The sequence below is a fragment of the Thalassotalea sp. PLHSN55 genome (assembly GCF_052030545.1).
GTDB lineage: Bacteria > Pseudomonadota > Gammaproteobacteria > Enterobacterales > Alteromonadaceae > CANMXU01.
Genome location: NZ_JBPDIH010000002.1, coordinates 130,844 through 152,040 on the forward strand (window position 1 = coordinate 130,844; position 21,197 = coordinate 152,040).

Consider the following 21,197-nt stretch of genomic DNA (forward strand, 5'->3'; position numbering starts at 1 on the left):
CCTCGTATTATGAACAAAGGCTAATTTCATTGATTATTTGTTTAAATTCTCTAAATAGCGCTTAGCTTGCGCACTATCTTCTGTTATTTGTGCTGTTAAAGCGTCAAGTGAGGCAAACTTCATTTCGTTGCGAAGTTTGTTCAACAAGGTCACTTCAATCATTTGCCCGTATAAATCACCGACAAATTCAAAAATATGTACTTCAAGCTGCTGCCGTATGCCGGCAACGGTTGGTCTAGAGCCAACATTGGCAACGCCATAATAGTCGCCACTTTGGGTAGCAACTTTGACAACATATACGCCTGATATTGGCGATACGCATCGTTTTAAACGTACATTCGCTGTAGGAAAGCCCAACTGACGACCGCGTTTGTCGCCATGAAAAACCTTACCAATAATTGAATAAGCTCTACCAAGCATACTCTGCGCTAGCGCTAAATCATCTTCTTCTAATGCTTGGCGAATTTCAGTACTGCTAATTCGACAATCAGCCACTTTAAAGCTCGCCGTATCATCAACGGCAAAACCAAATTTTTCGCCCGCTTGTTTTAGCATCTCAAAGTTACCCAAGCGATTTTTACCAAAGTGAAAATCGTCGCCAACAATCAGCTGCTCAATACCTAAGCGTTCAACCAATAAATGCTCAATAAAATACTGCGCACTTTGCTGAGCAAATTTATGGTCAAAGTTAACACAAATTAAGCGTTGAACGCCAAGCTCTTGCAATAGTTTATATTTATCTCGTAATCGAGTTAACCTTGCCGGTGCTGTTTGCGGTGCAAAAAGCTCTTGCGGCTGCGGTTCAAACACCATCACTGCTGCAACAGTATTCAGCGCTTTTGCTTTTTTAACTAACGCTGAAATAACTTGTCGATGCCCTAAATGCACACCATCAAAATTACCAATAGTTAACACGCAACCATGATCAGTTGCTTTAATATTATGTATACCGCGTACTAACTGCATTTAGCTGCAAAACCCTAACAAGCGTTACCCTTTTTAATTACTTAGCGATTTGCTAAGAATTCGGCGAGGTTAAAAGCGACGAATTATATATCAGTCTGTTCTAAGAATCAGCACCTGAACGTAATTTGATGCAATTATATTTACCCTGCTGTGGTCACTTTAAAGTTTTTAATTCGGATCCCAAATAAAAATGCCATCGCAAAGTAACAAAGCATGCCCGCAGAAATACAAAAAATAAGCTGCAAGACCTTGTCACCAAACGACATTAACAACCAAAGGTCAAAGTTAGGTGAAATAAGATATACCACGACTGCCATCGCTAACGCCGCTATTGCTAATTTAACAAGAAAGGCTATCGTGCTGCCGGTTAGCTGAAATATTTGAGCTTGCTTTAAGCCTTGATAAAGCCAAAAAGCATTCAACGTAGCCGAAAGGGTTGTTGCTATCGCTAAGCCAACATAGCCAATACCGTAAAGGCTTAATAGTGGAGCAAACATTAAATTGAAGCCCATATTAGTCACCATGGCCTTAATAGCAATTTTTACCGGAGTTTTGGTGTCTTGGCGGGCATAATACGCTGGCGCTAATACCTTAATAAACATAAAACTGATTAAGCCCGAAAGGTAAGCAAACAAAGCGTATGATACTTGAATCACCTCACTTTGGGTAAATTCACCGCGCATGAACAGCACCATAATAATAGGCTGTGCGAGCACCATTAATCCGGCAAGTGCGGGTAAGCCAAAAAAGCAAATCACTTTAATGCCCCAATCTATGGTATCGGCAAATTCTGCCGTATTTTTTTTGGTATGCAACTTCGAAAGACTTGGCAGAATAACCGTGGCGATACCGATACCAAACAAACCAAGCGGAAACTCGAGTAGGCGATCGGCATAATATAACCAACTAATGGAGCCGGTGATCAAAAAGCTCGCAATTAGGGTATCAAGCAATAAATTAATTTGTGTTACCGATACGCCAAAAAGCGCAGGCACAATTAATTTTCGAATTTTAACCACACCAGGAGCATGCCACGCCCATGTAGGACGCACCAAAACACCCGCGCGATATAAAAACGGAATTTGAAATAAAAACTGTACTAAACCGCCAAGGAACACGCCCCATGCTAGGGCAAAAGCAGGCGTTTCGAACATAGGCGCCGCATAAATCGCCATGCCAATAATACACACGTTAAGTAGCACGGGCGTAAACGCCGCTACCGCAAAACGCCCAAGTGTATTGAGCACGGCACCTGCAAGCGCGGTAAAGCTAATAAACCATAAATACGGGAAAGTAATTTTCAGCAAGGTAGCAGCTAAGTCAAATTTAGCACCGGCTGGGCCATCGTTTAGCCAGTCAATAAACCAGCCAAAACCAAATAGCATGACAAATAGTGGAGAGGCGACCATGCCAAATAAGGTCACTAAGGTGATAATAACCCCTAACGTGCCTGAGACTTGCGCAATGAGTTTTTTAGTCTCGTTTGTACCGTTAGCTTCATCTTTTGTATGGTATTCACTTAACACCGGTACAAAGGCTTGCGCAAAAGCACCTTCGGCAAATAATCGACGGAAAAAATTAGGAATTTTATTGGCAAAGAAAAAAACGTCAGCGCTCGCCCCTGCCCCCATAATGTTGGCAATGACCACATCTCGAACTAAGCCGAGCACCCGCGAAACTAAAGTCATGAAGCTGACAATCAGTCCTGACTTAATTAATTTTTTACTCAAAAGAGACCTATATCATTGTGTATTTTGATGCGGGAACAAGTAACCTTGTGATTATGCGCTAGATATTATCAAGGTATGTCTTTTAGATAAACCATAGAATAACGACTTTAAACGAGATAAATACAAAAGAGTTAATAAAGAGATAGAATATTTTCCTATAACTGGTAACATTGCGCGTCGAAAAAATTTCCCAATTTATTGCCAAAACGCGTTTTTTCATTTTTGTTATTAATTTAACCGTTAAAACATTTGACAATCACTGGAAAAACAGGCATATTTCGTCGCCTTAAATTTAGGCTATATTTATTAATTTTTTAGGAGTTCACCTTGGCTAACTCAAAGCAAGCTAAGAAGCGCGCAGGTCAATCTGAAAAGCGTCGCCAACATAATGCAAGTCGTCGTTCAATGATGCGCACTTTAGTAAAAAAAGTACTCGCTGCTATTGAAGCCGGTGACAAAGAAACAGCAACTAATGAACTAGCTGCTGCTACACCGATTCTAGATCGTTACGCAAGTAAAGGTCTTATCCACAAAAATAAAGCTGCTCGTAGCAAAAGTCGTTTAAACGCTGCTATCAAAGCGCTTTAATTTTGTTTTAAAATTTAAAAAACTGGCTTCGGTCAGTTTTTTTTTGCCTAAAATTTAACATCAATCGCGACTGCTCCTTTTCAATCTTTGAACAATTAGCCAAAATTATAGCTATGTAGTAATCGCAGTAGAAATATTCTATTTTATGTTTCATTTTGTTTAATTGCCTTGCTCTTCATAGTTTTTTTGTTAACCTCTAACCGATAATTATTATTCGGAAAAACACAATGAAACTGGCTAAAATTGCATCTTTTGTACTTCTCGCGTGCAGCCTAAGCGCATGCTCAGACAAAGACTCCACATCCCATTCACCTGAGCAACAATTGCTACCTAAATATCAAGAACGTTTAGATATTTATAAAACCATCACGTTAAATACTGATCTGAGCCATTTTTCAGATGATCAGAAAAAAATGCTCTCATTGCTTATTGAAGCGGCTGAGATCATGGATGACTTATTTTGGCAACAAGCCTTTTCTCAAGACAAAGCGCAATTTTTAGCCAGTATTGATGATGAAAAAGTACGTCAGTTTGCCGCCATTAATTATGGCCCTTGGGACAGACTTGCCGGTGACGCACCATTTTTAAGCAATAATTCAATTAAATCACATGGCGCTGAGTTTTACCCAAGTGACATGACTAAAGAAGAATTTGAACAAGCATCATTTGCGGATAAACAAGGTTTATATTCTTTAGTAAGACGCAACGATGAAGGGCAACTTTTTGCACTACCTTATTCTGAAGCTTACGCCGATGAAATTAATCGCGCCGCGGCCATTTTAGAAAAAGCCAGCACATTTGCACAAGATAAAGAGTTTGCTAACTACTTAACCATGCGCGCAGAAGCACTACGTAGCGACGATTATCAAGCGTCAGACTTTGCGTGGATGGATATGAAAAACAACCCAATTGACGTCGTTATTGGCCCAATTGAAACTTATGAAGATCAATTATTTGGTTACCGCGCAGCCTTTGAAGCTTATGTCTTAGTGAAAGATTTAGCGTGGAGCGAAAAGCTGGCCAAATACGCAGCTTACCTACCTGAACTTCAAAAAGAACTGCCAGTGAGTCGAAAGTACAAAAAAGAAGTGCCCGGCTCTGACGCGGACTTAAATGCTTACGATGTTATCTATTATGCGGGTCACTCTAACGCAGGTGGCAAAACCATCGCCATTAACTTGCCAAACGATGAAGAAGTGCAACTTAAAAAAGGAACACGTCGCTTACAGCTTAAAAATGCTATGCGCGCCAAGTTTGATGCGATTATGACGCCAATTGCGGAAACATTAATTGTTGAAGAACAAAGAAAATTTGTCACCTTCAACGGATTTTTTGCCAATACTATGTTCCACGAAGTGGCCCATGGTTTAGGTATTAAAAACACCATCAACAACAAAGGCACAGTGCGTGAAGCGTTAAAAGAGCACGCCTCAGCATTAGAAGAAGGTAAAGCCGATATATTAGGCTTGTATATGGTTCGTCAGCTTCTTGATAAAGGTGTGATCACTGAAGGTAAGCTAGAAGACTACTACACTACTTTCTTAGCTGGAATATTCCGTTCAGTACGTTTTGGCGCAAGTTCAGCACACGGTAAAGCCAATATGGTACGTTTTAACTATTTCCAAGAAAAAGGTGCATTTACCCGTAACGAGAGTGGTTTGTATCAAGTGAATATGGAAAAAATGACTCAAGCAATCGATTCATTGTCTGAGTTAATTTTAACCTTACAAGGTAACGGCGACTATCAAGGTGTTGATACGTTAGTTAATACCTCTGGCATTATCAAACAAGAATTAGCACAAGATTTAGCTAAACTTGAAAGTGCTAAAATTCCGGTCGATATTACCTTCAAACAAGGTAAGAAAGTATTAGGTTTATAATAGTTACCTAGACCTAACTCTAAGTAAGGCGATTTCAAGCATTTTGAGTCGCCTTATTTTTCATCCGCCCAGCTAAAATCACTTCCATTTCTCTTTGCATACCTCAAATTTCATCTAAAACCGCATAGCAATGCTTGACGTAAGTTAAATAATTCCAACAAAGCACAGAATGATACTAGAAATAGTTCACCTGACACTGGTAGAATCTAGCTAATTTAATTTTAGAACACGAAGAGAATTATTTAAGATGGGCAGAGCTTACCAAAACCGTAAATTGTCGATGGCAAAAACCGCGGGCCAAAAAACCAAAGTTTATTCTAAGTACGGTAAAGAAATTTACGTTTGTGCTAAAAATGGTAGCACCGACCCTGACAGCAACCTAGCTTTACGCCGTTTAATTGAAAAAGCGAAAAAAGACCAAGTACCTACTCACGTCATTGACAAAGCCATTGAAAAAGCCAAAGGCACTGGCGGCGAAGATTACGCTGAAGCCCGATACGAAGGTTTTGGTCCGGGTAACTGCATGGTAATTATTGACTGCTTAACTGACAACAATAACCGCACCATTAAAGATGTGCGCCAATGCTTTACTAAAACCTATTCAAAAATTGGTTCATCAGGCACGGTTTCACACATGTTTGATCATCAAGCGGTTTTTGCTTTTAAAGGCGAAAACGACGAAGAAGTATTAGAAAACTTAATGATGGCCGATATCGACGTAACCGACGTTGAATTAGAAGATGGCATTATTACCGTGTACGCACCGCATACTGAGTTTTTCAAAATCAAAACTGAATTTGCTGAGTCAATGCCTGAGTACAACTTAGAAGTTGAAGAGATCACGTGGGTGCCACAAACCTACACAGAAATTACCGAAGAAGACGACATTGCCAACTTCGAAAAATTCTTAATGATGTTAGAAGATTGTGACGACGTACAAAACGTTTATCATAACGCAGAATTACCATCGGCATAAGCAAGTGACTCATTAAGTCATCTACGCTGTAGCTTAACTAAAGAGTGACTTCATCGCTGATGTCACTCTTTTTTATTGCCCGTAAAATGCGCGACCTACTATTAGATTAATCAAGATCATATCGATTTCGTTTATTTGGCATGTCGGTTAGGTATTGCACAAACTCGACCTCGTAGCCAGCAGGGTCGATAAAATATATATTTTTTCGATATTCATCTTCGGCGCCATCTTTGGCAATTTCAAAGCCCGCGTGTGCTAGTCGCTCTATAACCGCATCGATATTGTCAGTTACAAAAGCAAAATGTGCTAAGCCAACTTGATGCCCAGTTAAGTCACGATTTTCGCCAACACCATCATCATTAAAGGCAATGTAGTTGTAGTCGTCACCAAAGTGCAGCCAGTTTCTAGGTTTACCATACCATTGCCCTTCTCCACCGCCACGCACCTGCCAATGTGGAAACGCTGCCTGATAAAAAGCTAAGCTTTTGTTAATATCACTTACCACTAAATTTATATGCTCTAAATGTATCATCGTTACTCTCCTGTCCCATTAAGTGTATGTGTTTAAATTTAAATTGCCTTACATGCCGTAAGAATATTCTTGCTGCTTTGGATAAGGGGCATGAAGATGATTACGTCGCACCTGCAGCAGCGCTTGTGCGTACTGATGTAGCATGTGCACTGAGTAGCCAATACGTTCCCTTAAGTTGCTATCTCGGCGCTGAATGTTTTCACCTGATGAGGCCTGATGATTTAACACTGACTCTACCTCTCGAATAATTAAATGATCCGGTAATGCGACAATTTTATTGTTCTTTAGCGAATTCATTCTCAGCTCAGCAATCGGATATGCGCCGCTAATGCCACTAACTACTGAGACTAATAATGCTGGTTTATGAGCAGTATCTTGCGCTTCACACATCAACAAAAAATTCTTTAAAACAGGGGTTACCATACCGCCCCATTCCGGAGTAATTAATACCAATGCATCCGCTTTTTGCACTTTTTTCTGCAGCAAAGGCCACGCGCTACCGGCGGCTTGCTTAGACTGACTTTCGCCGTCCCAATAGGGTAAATCATGTTGGCACAACTCGATGTGTTCAGCTGAGGCAAATTGTGCTGAATGCCTTTTTAAATACGCTGCCACCTTGGCGCTTTGAGAATGTTCTCGTTGACTACCGCTCACTATTAATAAATTCATGGTTAGGTTTCCTTTTGTTTAGCCTTATCTCTATTTTTGTTTTTTATTATTTCTTATTTAATAAATATTTTTATTTACTTAATGTTTTATAAATTAATTTATTTACTTATTAAAGTAAAGCTAAATAGTAAATAAATTTATTTACATAATATTTATTTGCGCGATAATAACCTTGGAGGCATAAATGAAAACACACGACAAAATAGTTAACCTGTTAAAAAAGCAAGGTCCACAAACCGCTAAGTCGCTAGCGCAAGCACTTGATTTAACAACGATGGGAATAAGGCAACACATGCTTGCCATGGAGGCTGATGGTGTTATTGCTTTTGAAGATAAAAAGGCAACACGCGGGCGACCAACGCGCTATTGGTCGTTAACCGAAAAAGCGAACAGCAAGTTTGATGATCGCCATGAAGAGTTAACCATTCAACTGATTGACTCCGTAAAAAGCATTTTTGGCGACCAAGGCTTAGAGCAACTGATTAGCCATCGTGAACAAGCAACTAAAACCAGTTATCAGCAGCAGTTAAATAGCAAGACTAGCTTAGCCGAGAAACTCAATGCTTTAGCTAAAATACGCAGCCAAGAAGGCTATATGGCAAGTGTAGAAGCCATCGAAGATAGCCAACATGATTGGTGGTTATTTGAAAATCATTGCCCTATTTGCGCAGCTGCAAGCCAGTGTCAAAACTTTTGCCGCTCTGAATTACAGCTGTTTCAAGAACTGTTTACAGACATTGCTGATGTCAGCCGTGAAGAGCACATTATTGAAGGCGCTAGACGCTGTGCATATCGTTTTATAGCAAAGACTTAGACTAAAATGAATAAATTAACACTGGTATTCTTGCTTAGATAAAATATAGTTAATAAAAGAGAGTTACCAATTAGCTTGCTTTCTAATTTATCAAGAGAATTTTAGACAAATGCACAAAACCTATCAACACCTAAACCTCAATGACGCTGATATGACTTTAAACAGTATATTAGCGCTGATTGTTGAAGGTATTTGGGATTGGAATGCCAATACTGGTCAAGTAACTCGAAGCCCCGGTTGGTATCATATGTTGGGCTATGACGTCGGCGAATTACGTGAAGACGTATTTACGTGGGAGAATATTATTCACCCTGACGACTATTCAGCCGTCATGGCTCATTTTGAACAATATATTAGTGGCAAAACCGACAAATATGAATGTGAATACCGTTGTAAAAAATCCGACGGTTCATATATTTGGATCGTCGATCGCGGCAAAATTATCGCTCATAATAGCGATGGCAGTGTTGCGCGTATGATAGGTGCACACCAAAATATTCAACAGCAAAAAATCGTCCAACAAGTAATGGTTCAGCAAAATAAACTGCTTAAAGAAGGCAATGATACGCTAGAGAAAATCATTAAGAAAAAAGCAGATGAACTACAACAAAAAAACGCACAACTCGAACAAAAAATTGCTGAAATTGAAGCTATTTCAAATACCGACTTACTCACTAAAGTTGCTAATAGAAGTCTATTTGAAACAGAGTTATCGAAAGAGATTGCCCGCGCTAAACGTTACAAACAAGCCCTTTCTGTTGCCGTGTTAGATATTGATTACTTCAAAAAAATTAATGACAGTTTTGGCCATAAAGTCGGCGACGAGTTGCTATGTAGAGTGAGTCAATTACTTAACGATAATGTCAGAGAACTAGACCTTATTGCCCGCTGGGGCGGTGACGAGTTTGTTATTATTTACCCTGAACTTTCCAGCCACAGTGCTTTTCAGGCGTGTGAAAAACTCAGGCAATTAATCGCAAATATGGCATTCAAAACCGATATACCAATTACGTGCAGCTTTGGGGTAACGCAATATCAAGATAACGATAATGTCGCCTCGTTATTTCATCGAGCTGACACCTTACTTTTTTCGGCAAAACAGCAAGGTCGAAATAAAGTTGTTAGTGAAACTTAAACACCTTTGAACCATAAGCTCAGTTCACTTATTTACGTTCACCCGCTTTGACATTTTGCCAATAATTTTCTAACTCGTCTAAATCGTGCTGTTCAAACGCTTTGCCCGACAGATGCACTTGGCTTTCAACAGCTTTGAACCGTTTGCTAAACTTTTGATTCGCTTTTCTTAGCAAAGCTTCTGGGTCTTGTTTACTGTGTCGACATAAATTCACCACAGCAAACATTAAATCACCAAGCTCTTCAGCTAACGCTTGTGGGTCGCTGTGTAGTTCAGCTTTCACCTCTTGCACTTCTTCTTCTATTTTGGCAAAAACATCGTCAACATTATGCCAATCAAACCCAACATGTGCGCAGCGTTTTTGGATTTTATTTGCTTGTGAAAGTGCCGGTAAATTTTTAGGAATATCCGCTAATATACTTAATGGCTGTTGCGAAATTGCTGTCTGATCATTTTGCTGACTTTTTTGTAGTCGCTCTTTTGCTTTTTCATTTTCCCAATTCGCTTTTATTGCTTCATCAGAGAGTAAATTTGCATCTGAAAATACATGAGGGTGACGACGAATAAGCTTTTCACAAATAGCGGCGACCACCGAATCAAAGTCAAAGCGCTTTTCTTCGCTTCCTAATTGACTATAAAAAATTACTTGGAAAAGTAAGTCGCCTAATTCTTTTTCTAGTTCGGCAAAGTCACCTTGTTCAATTGCGTCTGCTACTTCGTAAGCCTCTTCAAGCGTGTGCGGCACAATAGAAGCAAAATTTTGCTTAATATCCCACGGGCAACCGGTTTTAGGGTCTCGCAATTGAGACATGATCCAACGGAGTTTTTCTATTGATGGTTTATCATTTAACGTCATTATTCACTAACACTTACTAGAGCAGGCAATCAATGTGAATCGACATATTACACGGTATCTTTAAATTTAAAAATCGTCATTAATTGATTTTGCCAGTTTTTACGACTAGCTTTGTTCTGGCTGTACACAAATCAACCAACCAATAAGAAGTACAAGGAACTATTATGAAAAAAGGTATTATCGTCAGTTTATCTCTAATGTTCGCAAGCTCTTCTATTATGGCTAACGCCGAAGACCTCAAACCCAAAAAGTTGGAAAATGTGGATTTTCTTTCTATATCTTACACAGATTTCAAAGCTGGAAAATCAGACCGAGCAATGGAAATAATTAGAGAGCATTACTTCCCTGCATCAAAAGAAGCTGGAACTCAAGTACCTTATATCGTAAGGCTTCAAAGCGGTGAATGGGATATGGTTACAGCATGGAATTTAAAAAATGGCTATTCTTCGATGGAATGGGAAATGTCTGAAGATGGAATAAAATGGATGAAGGCATTTAATAAAAGAGAAGGTGAAGAAAAAGCAAAAGCGATTCGTGAAGAATTTAATAGCTTAATTCAACGAAGTAACCACGTTATTGGTTATCATCCTAAGGATATTAAATAACCAATAACCCATTATTATCTACCTAGTTTGTTTGTTTGTTAAATCAGGTAGATAATTACGACTCACTAATGGTTGTTACTTTTTTAACTACATACGATTTACTTCAATAATATCATTCAATTGCAATAATTTTGCTTGTAATCTAGCCAGCATTTCGCTTGACGGTATCTCGACCTTTATCGACATTATCATGGTTTGTTTAGCGTGGTCTGAATGGCTTTCAATACCCACTATACTTACCCGTTCATTGGCAATTAATGTTGAAATATCTCTAAATAACCCTTGGCGATCATTAGCCAAAATTTGCAAACTGGCTTGGTAAGTTTTTTTATGAGCAGTGCCCCATTCAACTTCCACTAGTCGTTCGGGTTGTTGATTGAGTAAATGTACCAATTGCTCACAGTCGACTCTATGTACAGAAATACCACGCCCTTGGGTAATAAAACCTGAAATATCATCACCGGGTACTGGCTGGCAACACTTAGCCATATGCGTAAGTAAGTTACCAACACCTGAGACCATAATACCATTGCTATCTACCGACGATTTTTTATCAAGTGAAGGTTGTTTAACAAGGCTTTGTGGATCTATCTCTTCCACAGGTTTGCTTTTGTCTTCTTGTTGTTGAAGAAAGTTCACCACTTGCTGTAAACGAGCATTACCTGAGCCAAGTGCAGCATATAAATCGTCGATATGGACCATATTAAAACGTTTAGTCACTTCCTCTAGATTCACTGATGATAATGACAACTTGCTTAATTCATTGTCGAGTTGCTCTTTACCTAAAGCAATATGTTTATCGCGATCGAGTAATCTAAAAAAGTGCTGAACCTTTGCCCGGGCGCGCGGCGTATGAATATAGTCTAAATTAGGGTTTAACCAGTCTCTGCTTGGATTAGGGTTTTTACTGGTTAACACTTCCACTTGATCGCCAGTTTGCAATTGATGTGTAAAAGGTACAATTCGCCCAAATACCTTGGCGCCAATACAGCAGTGACCGACATTAGAGTGAATATAATAAGCAAAATCTAATGGCGTTGCGCCGGCAGGTAAATCAATCACATCTCCATTTGGCGTGAAAACGTAAATACGGTCTTCAAACACTTGACTGCGTAACTCGTCAATAAGCTCGCCACTTTCACTAACATCTTCCTGCCATTGAAGAATTTTTCTTAACCAGCTAATTTTTTCGTCAAAACCTGAGGTTTTCCCACTAGCACTGCCTTCTTTGTAACGCCAATGTGCAGCCACTCCTAATTCGGCATCGTCATGCATTTGTTGAGTACGAATTTGCACTTCAACAGATTTACCTTCTGGCCCAATAACTACGGTATGAATTGACTGGTAACCGTTAGCTTTTGGTGTAGCAACATAATCGTCAAACTCGTTATGTAAATGGTTCCAATTGGTATGCACTATACCCAATGCGCTATAGCAGTCTTGCAATTCATCCACAATAATTCGCACCGCTCTAACATCAAATAACTGTTCAAAATCAAGCGACTTTTGCTGCATTTTTTTCCAAATGCTGTAAATGTGTTTTGGTCGGCCGTAAACCGTGCCTTTAATGCCTAGCTTTTTTAATTCATCACCTAAAAAGCTAACAAAATCGACCATATAACGCTCGCGATCTAAGCGTTTTTCATCAAGTAATTTGGCAATTTTTTTATAGGTATCAGGGTGAAGATAACGAAAAGCGATATCTTCTAGCTCCCATTTTAATTGGCCTATACCTAGTCTATTGGCTAGTGGCGCATAAATATTTGAGGTTTCTTTTGCCGCCAATACCCGTGTTTCTTCATCGGCATTTTTTACTAAACGTAAATGACACAAACGCTCGGCAAGTTTAATCACCACAGCGCGAACATCTTCAACCATCGCCAATAACATGCGGCGAATGTTATCTACTTGGCTCGCTGACACTTTTTGTTTGCTGTTTTGGCCAAGTGCTTTTATGGCTTCCATTTGGTTTACACCTTTGCAAAGCAAATAAACTTGCTTTGAATAGTGCTCTTGGATGAATTCTAACGAAAGACAACCTGACTCAGCTAAGGGGATAAGGAAAGCTGCAGATAGTGAGTCTTTATCAAGATTAAGTGCCGCTAAAATTTCGACCATCTCGAGCGACTTTGCTTGGCAAAGTGCATGTTCGATGAAATGATGCTGCACTTGTTGCCAAATTGATTCTAATGCCTGTTGTTTGTCGGTATTAATATCAAGCGTTGTTAACCATTGCTCAAAATTATTTTCCGACATTTGATGTGATTTTCTCACCGAAACCATGGGCACATTCCCTGAAATAAACCAATAAAAAACCGAAGTATTAACCAGCTGTGATGGTTAGTCTGTTATTGCTGTGTTACTACTTTTAATTTATGAATAAAAAATAACGAGTTGCTTGCTTAAAAAGCGAATACTTTTATGAATCACGTGTGAACAATACCATAGTTTCAATGTGTTTCGTTTGAGAAAACATATCCATTAACATTATTTTTTTTAACTTATAACCTTGGCTAACTAGCAACTCACAATCGCGTGCCAGTGTTTGTGGATCGCAGCTCACATACAACAAGGTATTAACTTTTAGCTGAACAATTTGTTCAAGTGCTTGATATGCACCAGCTCGTGCAGGATCTAACACAATATGGGTAAACGCTAACTTAGCCCAGTCATTATCGAGCCAGTCTGCATTTAAATCCGCTTGAAAAAACTGACAGTTATCAAGTTGATTGTTGTTTGCATTAGCTGTTGAACGCTCGACCATTGCTTGCACCCCTTCAACACCAACAACATGATGTACTTTTTTAGCTATTGGCAGACTAAAATTACCGAGTCCGCAAAATAAATCGAGCACAATATCAGTACCTTTTAACGATAACCACTGTAATGCCGTATCGATCATTTGCTGATTCACGAGGTTATTCACTTGAATAAAGTCATGTGCACCAAAGGTAATTTCACTACCGTCAGCTAATGAATAAGTAAGCGGTTTAATGTCAGTAAGCGCAACAAGCTGCTCGCCATCGTCTAAATAAACTTGCCATTGATGCTGCTCAGCAAATTGTTGCCAAACCTTTTTATCTTTGTTGGTGATCGTTTGAAGCTGCCTCACAACCACAGTTAATCGCTCGGTTACGATAAGCTCGATATGGCCAACCGATTTATACAAACTTAACTTAGCCAGCACTTGTTTTAAGGTAACAAAAACATCTTGATACGGGGCTTCAACAATAGCGCAGTTGGTGATATTGACCAATTGGTTAGTCGCTCGCTTGCGAAAGCCAATAATAGCGTCGCCTTTTTTATCGTACTGCACACCTATTCTTACTTTTCTTCGGTAGTGATATGGAGAGCTCACAATAGGGGCGAGCCAAGGCAATTGCCCGTTAAAGCCGTGACGACCAAACAATTCAACCACTTTTTCTTGTTTGACTTGCAACTGTTTTTCATAAGCGAGATGCTGAAAATCACAGCCACCGCATTGATAAAAGTGACGACAAACCGGTTCAGTACGATCGACACTGCTTTGGCTTACATTTTTCAACTGTGCACGTATATATTTACTTTTATTTTCAATAACTTTAGCTTCAACAACTTCGCCTGGTAAACTCGTTGCTACAAAGACAGGCTTACCTTGATGACGGCCAACACCAACGCCATTATGGTCAAGTTTATCTATTTTGATCACAAGCTGTTGTTGAGCATTTTGATTTTTTTTAGTCGGTTTGAAAAAGTTTGCCATGTAATGAGTCTACATTTGTCTGCTTGGTGCTATAAATTTCCACAAGGTTGTGACATTATAGCGGTTATCTGGGCCGATGATCTTACACTAAAGCGCTAAAAAAATGCAGAAAATAAGTCTAAAAGACTGGGTCATTTTATTAACAATTTTACCGACGACACTTATCGGTATTGCTATTGCAGGCTACTTTTCTTACAGCCGATACGTTGAACTTAATGACTACCTAGATGATCGCGCCACTAGCATTATTGAACCGCTAGCAATCGCAAGCCTTGATCCGCTGCTTAATCGCGACCGAGCAAATTTGCGCCAACTTATTGGTTTTACACACCGTAGCCAATCTAGCTTAGTAAAAAGCATCGCTGTTTTTACCAAAGACAATCAAGTATTTGTCACTAGCACTTACCAAGGTAATATTAATTTATTACGCATAAAAGCTGGCGACATTCTTCCAGTGCAAACCCAGTTTGAATATCGCGACGACAGCCTCATTTATCGTGCACCGATAATAGATGAACGTATTTCACAACAAGATGGTAGTAACCGCTCTCCACAGCAAAGTATTGTTGGTTACCTTGCCATTCAAGTGGATAAAAGCAGTATCAATTTCACTCAGCAAAGCCAGTTTATTATCGCCTTTGCTATTGTCGTTTTTGGTAGCTTAATTAGCGCCTTATTTGCTTCTCGTTTAATTAAAAATGTCACCCGCCCGATTTCATCTATGGTGCAATCCATTGATCGCATTCGTGAAGGTAAACTCGAAAGCCGAGTCACGGGTCAGCTAATTGGCGAATTAAACTTCTTAAAAAATGGCGTCAATGCCATGGCGCAATCACTAGGTGATTATCACGACGAAATGCAGCGCAGTATCGATCAGGCAACAATCGATTTACGTGAAAGTCTTGAGCAATTTGAAATTCAAAACGTTGAACTCGATATTTCAAAACGCAAAGCGCAAGACGCTAACCGAGTAAAGTCAGAGTTTTTAGCGAATATGAGTCATGAATTACGTACACCACTAAACGGTGTCATTGGCTTTACTAGACAGCTATTAAAAACACCGCTAACCGAAACACAACGCGACTACTTGCAAACCATCGAGCGCTCAGGTAACAACTTATTAGCGATCATCAACGATATTCTCGATTTTTCTAAACTTGATGCCGGTAAAATGGTCATTGAAAGCATGCCATTTTCGATAAGAGAATCGATTGATGAAGCGTTAACCTTACTCGCACCATCTGCACATAAAAAAAATATTGAGCTATCACTTCGCATAAACCAGCAGCTACCCGACTCGTTAATTGGTGATGCCATGCGCGTTAAACAGATACTCACCAATTTAACCAATAATGCGATTAAATTTACCGATAAAGGCCATGTCAATATTGACGTTGACAGTGAGTATCACGAAAGCGGTCAACTCATGGTTAAAATTACCGTACAAGATAGCGGTATCGGGATGAGCAAAAAACAGCAGGAAACAATTTTTGAAGCGTTTGGTCAAGCAGACAATAGTGTTACCCGTCTGTATGGCGGTACGGGGCTAGGCTTAGTCATTTCACAACGTCTTGCCCATGAAATGAAAGGTGATATCGGCTTTACCAGTGAAGAGAAGCGCGGGTCATCATTTTGGTATAGTTTTGTCTGTGAGCAAAATGCGTTGCCATTAATTAGTATGCAAAATTACAGTGATTTATTCTCTAAAAGTATTTTGTATTTTGAAACACACACTCATACACGTATCGCCACCAGTGAAGTGCTTGCGAACTGGCATATGAATGTTTCACCTGTGGGTAGCCTTGAACAACTCAGTGATATTCTTACGCAAGACAACGCATATGATTATGCATTACTCAGTCATGATGTTGGCCCTGCAGAGCTAAACGACTTCAAAAATCTTGTGGCGACGATTAAAGAAAAAATACCTTCTGTACATGTTTGCATAAATAGCACTTCACCAAACCTACAAGAAGCCTTAATTGCCAGCGGCGCGTTAAGCTGCATTAGCAAACCTATTAGCGCTGAAAAGCTTAATAAAGCCTTACTAGGCCAGCAATATTCATCGGCAAACACCTTGATCAATGTTAGTGAACAAATCGTCCCTATTAAGGTGCTTGCTGTTGACGACAATGAAGCGAACCTAAAACTGATTAAAGCCCTTTTAGAAGAGCAAGTTAGTGACGTAACTACCGCTGTAAATGGCGAGGAAGCCGTAAGGCTTTGCCAAAACGAAAAGTTTGCGTTGATTTATATGGATATTCAAATGCCGGTAATGGATGGTGTAACGGCGTTAGAGATGATCAAGTCGAGCACCTTTAATGATCAAACTCCCATAATTGCGGTTACCGCACATGCGTTGAACAGTGAAAAAGAAAAGCTCTTGCAGCAAGGTTTTAATTCATACATGACTAAGCCTATTGATGAAACGATGTTAAGGCATACTATTTATGAATATTGCGATTTAGCATTATTTTCGTCAAAAACGAACTTAGAAAATAAAACATTAGCGCAACTTAATTTAGAAACCTTTGCCCAAAGCACCATAATCGATTGGCCGCTAGCGCTTCGCCGCGCCGGCAACAAAGAAGCCTTGGCCAAAGAAATGTTAATTGGATTAGTAAAAAGCCTACCTGAAAGCAAACAAGCGATTGAAGAGGCGTTAGCCTGTCAAGATAGCCAGCAACTGAAAACACTTATTCATAAATTAAATGGTGCATGTTGTTATTCAGGTGTGCCGAGTTTAGCAAAAATTACCCAGCAATTAGAAACCGCGTTGAAAAAAGATGATAATTTAGAAAATCTGGAACCAGAATTTCTAGAATTTTTTGAACAACTAGAAAATGTAATCAATGAATCGCAAGTGACAATAGATAGTTTGCAGCAGCCACTGTCTTAAACATTGAACATTACAACAAGTAGCGCAACTACCTAACTTTAATCGCTGGGGACGTGTCTATTTCGCCATCTTCACTTATCACTGCAGTGCCGCTTTGGCAGGTTAATACCGCTAGACTATGGCCGTTTTCATTGCGTACAAATGACAATTCATAACCAAATTTTCCTAAGCTACTCGCCGAAAATTTTTGCGCTAAAGATAACTTTTCCCACCACACTGACTGCTCAGGCGGCTCTTGCCTTCTTTCAATAATGGGTTGTCGTGACTGAGCCTGCATAATTAGGTTCCTTAAAATATTCAAGGTGCAATAACTTTAAGTATAGAACAAAATTAGCCAACGCCACGCTTAATTGATTAAAAATTAACCGTTACGCATTTAAAACAACAAACGCCGTTGCATAATGCTTTTCGTCGGATAGAGAAATATGCCAATGTTGAGCGTTAATTTGATTAGCTATTTCTAGCGCTCGATCGGTAAAAACAAGTACCGGCTGACCAGTGTTAAGGTTTTTAATTTCAATATGTTGAAAGGAAATACCGTCAGCTATTCCTTTACCAAGTGCTTTTGCTGCAGCCTCTTTACCAGCCCAACGTTTAGCCAGAAAATTATGCTGCGACTTTATCAATAAAAATTTTTGATATTCTTTTTCTGTTAAAACCCGCTGAGCCAAGCGCAAACGCGCAGACTCAGCCATTTTAGCAATACGGTCAATTTCAACAATGTCAGTTCCAATGCCAACTACCGACATAATTTAAGCACCTGTATTGGTCATACGAGCTTCAATCATGAGTGCCTTCATATCGCGTATGGCTTTATCTAAACCATCAATAACGGCGCGGGCAATAATCGCATGGCCAATATTTAACTCGATAATTTCAGCAATAGCCGCAATAGGTTTTACGTTAAAGTAATTTAAACCATGACCGGCATTAACTTTTAACCCCAGACCGTGCGCATATTTTATGCCTTCAATTAATCGCGCTAGCTCTTTCTGCTGAGCCGCTTCATTTAGCGCATCAGCGTAGTGACCGGTATGAATTTCAATAAACTCTGCTTTAGACGCAAGTGCAGCATCAATTTGTTTTTTGTCAGCATCAATAAACAGGCTAGTAATAATGTTATTTTCTGCGAGCTGTGCAACTGCCGAGGTAATTTTATCTAATTGACCAACCACATCTAAACCACCTTCGGTAGTTAGCTCTTCACGCTTTTCAGGCACTAAACAACAAAAAACAGGCTTAACATCACAGGCAATTGCTAACATTTCATCAGTGACTGCCATTTCCAAATTCATTCGCGTATGAAGCGTTTGCTTAAGTACATGAATATCACGATCTTGAATATGGCGACGATCTTCTCGTAAATGCACTGTAATGCCATCGGCACCGGCATGCTCAGCAACAGAAGCTGCATAGACAGGATCAGGGTAATTAGTACCACGTGCTTGTCTTAACGTCGCGATGTGGTCAACATTAACCCCTAATAAAATATCACTCATAATGTCACTCTTCTTACTTTATTTTTTAAATAGTTTTCGACTGTTTAGTGGTTGCCCACCCAGTAAATGATTGATCACTTGCCGCATTAACAACTTATAGCTTAATAACACTTCTGGCGAATCAAAGTTTGATTGTGCGATAGCTTGTAAGTGCTCGGTAAGGTAACTCGGCTGCGACGAGCTTTCCAGTACAGGTACAAACCCCTGCTCCGGCAAATAATAAAAACGCTTTGCTTGCTGTGAAAATAATGGACTGTAGTCAAAACACAGGCCCAGTTCATCAAGTAAAAACGCCTCAAACTGTCGTAAAATTTGTTCTATCGGCTGCTGGTTAGCCAACCCTTGAATGCTTTTGTTATATTGCTCAAACAAGCCGTTACAGCTAATGTGTTCGCCTAATAACCTGACTAACAGCTCATTTAGATAAAAGCCACTGTACAAAAAGTTTCCCGTTAACGGATAAGATTTTTGCTGGGCCTCGACTCGGCTTAAGTTTTTTAAATTACCTTTGCCCTTTAATAACACCGTTAAGGGCAAAAAAGGCTGTAACAGCCCTTTTTTATTGGATTTAGGTGTTCTACCTAGATAAGAAATTGCAGCCACTTTTCCGTCATGCTCAGTGAGTAACTCAACAATAACCTGATGTTCACGATATGGGCGGCTGTGCAGTAAAAACGCCGCTTGTTCGTTAAAGTTCATCTGCTAATTTCAGCCTAGTTTAACCAGAGTAATCGTCACCGTAGCCCAAGCTTCTTAACGCACGTTCGTCATCAGCCCAACCAGATTTAACTTTTACCCACGTTTCTAAAAACACTTGTTGGCCAAACAGCTCTTCCATATCACGGCGCGCTTCTTGACCAATCACTTTTAATTTTTCACCTTTGTTACCGATGATCATGCGTTTTTGACTATTTCGTTCCACCAACACTAACGCATTGATATGCAAAATGCCTTTTTCATCGGCTTGGAATTGCTCAATTTCAACCGTCGTCGAATAAGGCAATTCGTCACCGGTAAAGCGAATAAGTTTCTCACGCATAATTTCAGATGCCATAAAGCGACTTGAGCGATCAGTAATATAATCTTCAGGAAACCAAAAATCGCCTTCAGGGAGATGCTGAAAACAAAGCGCTTTAATTTTATCAACATTTTCGCCTTTTAATGCTGAAATAGGCACTATAGTGTCAAAATCATGTTTACTGGCAAGTTTTTGTAAGTGTGGCAGAAGTTCTTCTTTATCTTGCACATTGTCAACTTTGTTGACCACCAAAATACAAGGCGCGCCGCTTTTCTTAACTTTGCTTAACACAAGTTCGTCATCAGTTGTCCAATGGGTGCCTTCAACTAAAAACACCACCAATTCAACTTCAGCAATAGAACTACTGGCTGCTCGGTTCATCAAGCGATTAATGGCGCGTTTTTCATCTGTGTGTAAACCTGGCGTATCCACCAAAATAGCTTGATGATTCTCTTCCGTTAAAATACCTAAAATACGGTGACGGGTTGTTTGTGGTTTTTTTGAGGTAATACTAATTTTTTGCCCAAGCAAACTGTTGAGCAACGTAGACTTACCCACATTTGGGCGTCCAACAATAGCAATTAAGCCACAGGTATTTTGACTATTTGTCATGCTTAATTAGCTCCAATATTTTTTCTGCTGCCGCCTGCTCTGCTTTTCGGCGACTACTACCTTTTGTTTCCACTTCAGTATCAAGCACTTCAGTAGTACAACGAATGGTAAATTCTTGATTATGTGATTGCCCGGTCGTTTGAATAACTTCATACTTTGGCAAGGCAATTTTTCGGCTTTGCAAATACTCTTGCAAGCGCGTTTTAGGATCTTTGTGGGTACTGCCTGGTTTAATATTGGCAAGCCTGTTCTCGAACCAGGTTAAGATTAAGCTTTTGCAAGTCGCAATGTCTGAGTCTAAATACACAGCGCCAATAATCGCTTCTACTGCATCTTCTAATATGGAGTCGCGACGATGACCACCGCTTTTAAGCTCACCCGGCCCTAAAATTAAATGTGCGCCTAAGTCAAAGCTACGGCCTATTTCAGCTAAGGTAACGCCTTTAACGAGGCTTGAGCGCATTCTTGTTAAGTCACCTTCGTCATGCTTTGGAAATTGACTAAAAAGACGCTCAGCGATGACATAACCTAAAATTGAGTCACCTAAAAATTCTAAGCGCTCGTTATGTTCACCTTTGGCACTTCGGTGCGTGAGCGCTTGTAACAATAAAGCTTGGTTAGTAAAAACATAACCAAGCTTTTTTGTGAGTTGAGCCATTGCTTGTGGGTTATTTTT

20 protein-coding genes are annotated in these 21,197 nt (G+C 39.7%); 7 read left to right on the forward strand and 13 right to left on the reverse strand.

What is annotated here, in order from left to right; genetic code table 11:
- Positions 1-33: 33 nt before the first annotated feature.
- Together ribF and murJ are read right to left on the reverse strand one after the other, a co-directional pair.
- Complete coding sequence (ribF, locus tag ACRRSQ_RS03755) at positions 34-966, reverse strand: bifunctional riboflavin kinase/FAD synthetase (RefSeq protein ID WP_440874367.1); 933 nt, start codon at positions 964-966, stop codon at positions 34-36.
- A gap of 140 nt (positions 967-1,106) precedes the next feature.
- Complete coding sequence (gene murJ, locus ACRRSQ_RS03760; protein ID WP_440874368.1) at positions 1,107-2,696, reverse strand: murein biosynthesis integral membrane protein MurJ; 1,590 nt, start codon at positions 2,694-2,696, stop codon at positions 1,107-1,109.
- Between the two features lie 327 nt (positions 2,697-3,023).
- Here murJ and rpsT point away from each other — a divergent pair, with 327 nt between their 5' ends.
- The 3 genes from rpsT (at position 3,024) to ACRRSQ_RS03775 (ending at position 6,140) form a co-directional block, all read left to right on the forward strand.
- Positions 3,024-3,284, forward strand: a complete 261-nt coding sequence (gene rpsT, locus ACRRSQ_RS03765; RefSeq protein ID WP_440874369.1) for a 30S ribosomal protein S20 — start codon at positions 3,024-3,026, stop codon at positions 3,282-3,284.
- Between the two features lie 227 nt (positions 3,285-3,511).
- Positions 3,512-5,164 carry a dipeptidyl-peptidase 3 family protein gene (locus tag ACRRSQ_RS03770; protein WP_440874370.1) on the forward strand — a complete coding sequence of 551 codons (1,653 nt, stop codon included), beginning with the start codon at positions 3,512-3,514 and terminating at the stop codon, positions 5,162-5,164.
- 247 nt (positions 5,165-5,411) lie between these two features.
- On the forward strand, positions 5,412-6,140 hold the full coding sequence (locus ACRRSQ_RS03775) for a YebC/PmpR family DNA-binding transcriptional regulator (protein ID WP_440874371.1): 729 nt from the start codon (positions 5,412-5,414) through the stop codon (positions 6,138-6,140).
- 106 nt (positions 6,141-6,246) lie between these two features.
- Here ACRRSQ_RS03775 and ACRRSQ_RS03780 read toward each other — a convergent pair whose 3' ends face one another.
- Together ACRRSQ_RS03780 and ACRRSQ_RS03785 are read right to left on the reverse strand one after the other, a co-directional pair.
- Positions 6,247-6,672 (reverse strand): VOC family protein, encoded by a 426-nt coding sequence (locus ACRRSQ_RS03780; protein ID WP_440874372.1) that lies wholly within the window; start codon positions 6,670-6,672, stop codon positions 6,247-6,249.
- Between the two features lie 48 nt (positions 6,673-6,720).
- Positions 6,721-7,341 carry an NAD(P)H-dependent oxidoreductase gene (locus ACRRSQ_RS03785; RefSeq protein ID WP_440874373.1) on the reverse strand — a complete coding sequence of 207 codons (621 nt, stop codon included), beginning with the start codon at positions 7,339-7,341 and terminating at the stop codon, positions 6,721-6,723.
- Positions 7,342-7,525: 184 nt separating this feature from the next.
- Here ACRRSQ_RS03785 and ACRRSQ_RS03790 point away from each other — a divergent pair, with 184 nt between their 5' ends.
- Both ACRRSQ_RS03790 and ACRRSQ_RS03795 read left to right on the forward strand, forming a co-directional pair.
- Positions 7,526-8,155: a helix-turn-helix transcriptional regulator gene (locus ACRRSQ_RS03790; protein ID WP_440874374.1), complete on the forward strand. Its 630-nt coding sequence runs from the start codon at positions 7,526-7,528 to the stop codon at positions 8,153-8,155.
- Positions 8,156-8,264: 109 nt separating this feature from the next.
- Positions 8,265-9,290, forward strand: coding sequence for a sensor domain-containing diguanylate cyclase (locus ACRRSQ_RS03795; RefSeq protein WP_440874375.1), 1,026 nt, complete (start codon positions 8,265-8,267; stop codon positions 9,288-9,290).
- A 28-nt stretch (positions 9,291-9,318) separates the two neighbouring features.
- On the opposite strand, the gene mazG is transcribed toward ACRRSQ_RS03795, so the two are convergent.
- Positions 9,319-10,146: a nucleoside triphosphate pyrophosphohydrolase gene (mazG, locus tag ACRRSQ_RS03800; protein WP_440874376.1), complete on the reverse strand. Its 828-nt coding sequence runs from the start codon at positions 10,144-10,146 to the stop codon at positions 9,319-9,321.
- A gap of 164 nt (positions 10,147-10,310) precedes the next feature.
- Between mazG and ACRRSQ_RS03805 the strand changes: the two genes are divergently transcribed.
- Complete coding sequence (locus ACRRSQ_RS03805) at positions 10,311-10,751, forward strand: hypothetical protein (RefSeq protein WP_440874377.1); 441 nt, start codon at positions 10,311-10,313, stop codon at positions 10,749-10,751.
- Positions 10,752-10,838: 87 nt separating this feature from the next.
- On the opposite strand, the gene relA is transcribed toward ACRRSQ_RS03805, so the two are convergent.
- On the reverse strand, positions 10,839-13,034 hold the full coding sequence (gene relA / locus ACRRSQ_RS03810; RefSeq protein WP_440874378.1) for a GTP diphosphokinase: 2,196 nt from the start codon (positions 13,032-13,034) through the stop codon (positions 10,839-10,841).
- 136 nt (positions 13,035-13,170) lie between these two features.
- Complete coding sequence (rlmD, locus tag ACRRSQ_RS03815; RefSeq protein ID WP_440874379.1) at positions 13,171-14,493, reverse strand: 23S rRNA (uracil(1939)-C(5))-methyltransferase RlmD; 1,323 nt, start codon at positions 14,491-14,493, stop codon at positions 13,171-13,173.
- A gap of 103 nt (positions 14,494-14,596) precedes the next feature.
- Between rlmD and barA the strand changes: the two genes are divergently transcribed.
- Positions 14,597-17,392, forward strand: coding sequence for a two-component sensor histidine kinase BarA (barA, locus tag ACRRSQ_RS03820; protein WP_440874380.1), 2,796 nt, complete (start codon positions 14,597-14,599; stop codon positions 17,390-17,392).
- A 28-nt stretch (positions 17,393-17,420) separates the two neighbouring features.
- On the opposite strand, the gene ACRRSQ_RS03825 is transcribed toward barA, so the two are convergent.
- The 6 genes from ACRRSQ_RS03825 to rnc all read right to left on the reverse strand — a co-directional run bounded on the left by ACRRSQ_RS03825 (position 17,421) and on the right by rnc (position 21,179).
- Positions 17,421-17,669, reverse strand: coding sequence for a hypothetical protein (locus ACRRSQ_RS03825; protein ID WP_440874381.1), 249 nt, complete (start codon positions 17,667-17,669; stop codon positions 17,421-17,423).
- A 91-nt stretch (positions 17,670-17,760) separates the two neighbouring features.
- A complete protein-coding gene (gene acpS / locus ACRRSQ_RS03830) occupies positions 17,761-18,141 on the reverse strand; it encodes a holo-ACP synthase (RefSeq protein WP_440874382.1) in 381 nt (126 codons plus the stop codon).
- A gap of 3 nt (positions 18,142-18,144) precedes the next feature.
- Positions 18,145-18,891 carry a pyridoxine 5'-phosphate synthase gene (gene pdxJ, locus ACRRSQ_RS03835; protein ID WP_440874383.1) on the reverse strand — a complete coding sequence of 249 codons (747 nt, stop codon included), beginning with the start codon at positions 18,889-18,891 and terminating at the stop codon, positions 18,145-18,147.
- Between the two features lie 18 nt (positions 18,892-18,909).
- Positions 18,910-19,590, reverse strand: coding sequence for a DNA repair protein RecO (gene recO, locus ACRRSQ_RS03840; protein ID WP_440874384.1), 681 nt, complete (start codon positions 19,588-19,590; stop codon positions 18,910-18,912).
- A 19-nt stretch (positions 19,591-19,609) separates the two neighbouring features.
- Complete coding sequence (gene era / locus ACRRSQ_RS03845; RefSeq protein WP_440874385.1) at positions 19,610-20,521, reverse strand: GTPase Era; 912 nt, start codon at positions 20,519-20,521, stop codon at positions 19,610-19,612.
- Positions 20,511-21,179 carry a ribonuclease III gene (rnc, locus tag ACRRSQ_RS03850; protein WP_440874790.1) on the reverse strand — a complete coding sequence of 223 codons (669 nt, stop codon included), beginning with the start codon at positions 21,177-21,179 and terminating at the stop codon, positions 20,511-20,513. Before rnc ends, era begins: the two co-directional genes overlap by 11 nt.
- Positions 21,180-21,197: the final 18 nt, after the last annotated feature.